Source organism: Arthrobacter sp. P1_B4 (assembly GCF_056406555.1).
On the sequence record NZ_JBFTZW010000150.1, the window covers coordinates 1 to 4,070 of the forward strand.

Below are 4,070 nucleotides of genomic sequence, written 5' to 3' on the forward strand. Positions count from 1 at the left end.
CCCAGTACGGCGGAACCATCACCAGCGTCCTTTTGAACACTCCGGGTGAGGCGTCGTCGGCGATCACCACCATCGACGGTTACGCGATGACCAAGCTCGGCAGGGCCGGTGCGGCGCTGACCMTGGCCGCAGTGGGTTCCTTCGTCGGCGGAACCATCGCCACCATCGGACTGGTCGCTGCTGCTAAGCCCCTGGGCGAACTGGGCCTGCTCGTCGGTCCGCCGGAGTTCTTCGCCCTCATGGTCGTCGGCATCTCCCTGCTGGTCGCCCTGGCTGGCAAATCCATGGTCAAGGCCCTGATCTCCGGAGCCCTGGGCCTGCTGATCTCCATGGTCGGCATCGACCCCGTTGCGGGTGCCCCGCGCTTCACCTTCGGGATGGACCGGCTCCTGGACGGCGTTAGTTTCGTGGCCGTCATTGTCGGCGTCTTCGGGCTCTCCGAAATCCTGTCCCACCGCAAGAACGCGGAGACTCCGTTGGTTCATGCCCCCGGACTCCGCTCACTGCTCCCCACCCGGACGGAATGGCGCCGCAGCGCCCCCGCCATGGCCCGGGGCACGGGAGTCGGTTTCGGACTAGGCCTCATTCCCGGCATGACCGGATCGGTATCGTCCCTGCTGTCCTATGCCGCGGAAAAGAAGTTTTCCCGCTTCCGCAATCAACTCGGCAAGGGTGCAGTAGAAGGCGTGGCCGGTCCGGAAACAGCCAACAACGCCCACGCCAATGCCGCCCTGATCCCGCTCTTTACCCTCGGCATCCCGGCATCCCCGACCATCGCCGTGCTGATGGGCGCGTTCCTGCAGCAGGGCCTGACTCCCGGACCCAGTCTCTTCACCGAACACTCCGACATCGCCTGGGCCATCATCGCCAGCCTCTTCATCGGAAACGTGCTGCTGCTGCTGCTCAACGTCCCCCTGGTCGGCCTCTGGACCTCCATTCTGCGCGTCCCCACGCCGATCCTGACCGCCCTGATCCTGCTGTTCATGGTCATCGGCGCCTACACCATCAACTTCAGCGTGTTCGACGTCTTCGTCATGATCGGGTTCGGCCTCCTCGGCCTGGCCCTGCGGAACCTGGACATCCCGCTGGCACCGATGGTCCTCACACTGGTGCTGGGCCCGCTGATGGAGCGATCACTCCGCGAATCCCTGGAAATCTCCCAAGGTGACTTCAGCGTGTTCGTCAACCRCCCCATCTCCGCGGTGCTGATCGGCCTTGGCGTGCTGATCATCTGCAGCCCGCTGCTCAAATTCCGCAAACCCAAGGCCCTCACCGAGGACCCCGAAGCCTGACCCTCCTAATCCACCGTCCAAACACCCACCAGCCACCAACGCATTTCTTCAAAGGAGAAGACCCTTGTCACGCAATAAAATCACCGCAGCCTTCGCAGCAGCAGCACTCATCGCCCTCACCGGCTGCGGCGCCAACGCCAGCGCCTCCAACACCTCAGGGGAGGACTTCCCCAAGAAGGGCAAGTCCATCGACCTGATTGTCGCCTTCTCCTCCGGCGGAGCCGTGGACACCGCCGCCCGCCTCGTTCAGCCGATCCTGGAGAAGGAACTCGGCACCAACGTCGAGGTCATCAACAAGCCCGGCGCCGGCGGACAGATCGGCTACACGGCACTGACCAGCGCCAAGCCCGACGGGTACACCATCGGCGCGACCGGCTCGCCGTCAGTGGTCGTTTCACCGTTGGACCCGGCCCGCGGCGCCAAATACACCCGCGCCAGCTTCCAGCCCCTCGGCCGGCAGGTCATCGACCCCGCCGTCATTGCCGTCCAGCCGGACAGCCCGTACAAGACGCTGAAGGAACTCCTCGACGCCGCCAAGGCAAACCCGAAATCCATGACCGCCAGCACCACCGGACTGCAGACCGGCGAACACTTCGCACTGGCCCAGATCCAGGAAACCACCGGCTCCGAATTCGCCCCCGTGCACTTCTCCGAAGGCGCCTCCCAGGCCACCACCGCGTTCCTCGGCCGGCACGTGGACGTCCTCGTTGCCAACGTCAGTGACGTGACCGACCTGACCAAGCAGGGCAAGGCCCGGGTCCTGGGCATCATGACCGCCGAACGCTCACCCTCGCTGCCGGACGTGCCCACCTTCCAGGAATCCGGCTACGAGGTGGAAGCCGGCACCGTCCGCGGTTACTCCGCACCGGCCGGGCTGCCGGACGCCGTCGCCAAGAAGCTCGAAGCCGCCCTCCAAAAGGCCATCGAGGATCCTGCCGTCAAGGAAAAGATGAGCGCCCTGGGCCTGCAGACCAGCTACCTCTCCGGCACCGACTACGAGAAGTTCTGGGTCGGACAGGAAGAGGACTTCAAGAAGGTCCTCCCGCTGGTCCAGAAAAAGAACTAGTCCAACCACCAGCCGCCACCCACGGAAGAATCCACCATGACAACTCCAGTCCTTGAGGACATCGACGCAAACTTCGTCCGCCCCGACCCGGAACTGATACGCCGCCTTGCCAAACTTCCCGCCGCCAACATCGGCGACGCCATGGACCGCCTCGGAATCGCGGACTCAGCCATTCAGGCAATCTGGCCCGGCGCCCGCCTCGCCGGACCAGCCTTCACCGTCTGGACACGCCCCGGGGACAACCAGGGCATCCACCGCGCACTGCAGCTCGCCCGCGCCGGGGACGTAATCGTCGTCTCCGGCGGCGGAGACGAATCCAGGGCACTGTTGGGCGAGCTCATCGGCGAACGGGCCATCAATCTTGGCCTCGCCGGCTTCGCCCTGGACGGGGCAGCCCGCGACGCCGAAGCCCTCCGCGAGATCGGCCTGCCCGTCTTTGCCCGCGCCATCACCCCGGCCGGACCGTACAAGAACGGGCCCTCCCGTCTCGGCACGCCCATCTCCTTCGGCGGGATCCCCGTCCTGCCCGGGGACATCATCATCGGCGACGCCGACGGCGTCGTCGTCATCCCCAGGGAACAGGCAATYGCTGTAGCCGAAGCCGCCGAAGCTGTCTTCGCCGACGAAACCACTCGCCGGGCCGCCATCATCGCCGACCGACACTAAAGCAAGAAAGACAGAAAACTATGACCGCGTGCACCATCATCGGCCTCGGCGAAGCCGGAGCCACCTACGCGACTGCACTCATTGCGGCAGGCCACAGCGTCACAGGATTTGATCCCGTCGCACCATCCACCCCGGCCGGCGTCACCAGGGCAGCAACCGCGGCCGAGGCGTGCCTTGGCGCAGACGTTGTCCTGGTCCTCACCGGAGCAGCCGCAGCCCGCAGTGTGGCCCAGGAATGCCTGCCCGTCCTGCCGGAGGGCAGCTGCTACGCCGACTTCACCTCGTCCTCACCGCACGTCATGCGGGAACTTGGGCAGTTGCCCAGTCCGGCACTCTTCGTTGACGTCGCCATCCTCGGGCCCGTAGCCGCGCTGGGCGAGAAGACCCCGCTGATGGTCAGTGGCCCGGGGTCCCGGGCCGTTGCCGATCTCCTGGCGCCGCTCGGTGCCGAGGTCGAAATCGCCGACGGCGAGCCCGGGGCCGCGATGGCCCACAAACTGCTCCGCAGCGTCTTGATGAAAGGCCTGGCCTCCGTGGTGGTCGAAGCCGTCACCGCGGGACGGGCCGCGGGACTGGAAGATTGGATCCGGAGTCAGATCGCCAGGCAGCTGGCGGGGGACGGCCAGGCAGTCATCGACAGGTTCCTCACCGGCACCGCCAAGCACGCCCTGCGCCGCTCCAAGGAGATGCAGGACACTGCCGGCTACCTCACCGACCTCGGAGTCCCCGCCGAAATGACCACAGCCTCCGCTGCGGCACTTACGCGCATCGCCGAGAAATCAGCACAGCCGGCGCCGGCCTTGCGCTGACCCCGACCTCAGGCAGAATCGTTTACAGGAATCAATGATGAACCATCCGCAAACCAGCACTACCCCGTCAGGAGCAGCAGCATGATCGGCATCTGGGCCCTGGCAGCCTATCTGGCCGTCATCCTGCTGTGGACGACCCTTCTCAATCGCAGCGTTGGAGAGGCCATGATCCTCGGATTCCTGGTCGTCCTGCCTTTCACGGGGGTCACAGCGGCGCAGATCGGCTGGTCCTCCCTT

Annotated in this window: 4 protein-coding genes; all 4 read left to right on the top strand. The window is 65.7% G+C overall.

The window, feature by feature from the left end; all coding sequences use genetic code 11:
* Window positions 1–1,292: tripartite tricarboxylate transporter permease (locus tag AC1D1W_RS19975; protein WP_476944612.1), on the top strand; the 1,292-nt coding region annotated here is incomplete at its 5' end.
* 64 nt (window positions 1,293–1,356) lie between these two features.
* Window positions 1,357–2,358, top strand: coding sequence for a tripartite tricarboxylate transporter substrate binding protein (locus tag AC1D1W_RS19980; RefSeq protein ID WP_476944613.1), 1,002 nt, complete (start codon window positions 1,357–1,359; stop codon window positions 2,356–2,358).
* Between the two features lie 36 nt (window positions 2,359–2,394).
* Complete coding sequence (locus AC1D1W_RS19985; RefSeq protein ID WP_476944614.1) at window positions 2,395–3,024, top strand: RraA family protein; 630 nt, start codon at window positions 2,395–2,397, stop codon at window positions 3,022–3,024.
* 20 nt (window positions 3,025–3,044) lie between these two features.
* On the top strand, window positions 3,045–3,833 hold the full coding sequence (locus tag AC1D1W_RS19990) for an NAD(P)-dependent oxidoreductase (RefSeq protein ID WP_028275524.1): 789 nt from the start codon (window positions 3,045–3,047) through the stop codon (window positions 3,831–3,833).
* The last annotated feature ends 237 nt before the right edge of the window (window positions 3,834–4,070 follow it).

Excerpts from the sequence above, each read along its gene's own strand:
- AC1D1W_RS19990 (WP_028275524.1), top strand. The coding sequence starts at position 3,045 with ATGACCGCGTGCACCATCATCGGCCTCGGCGAAGCCGGAGCCACCTAC.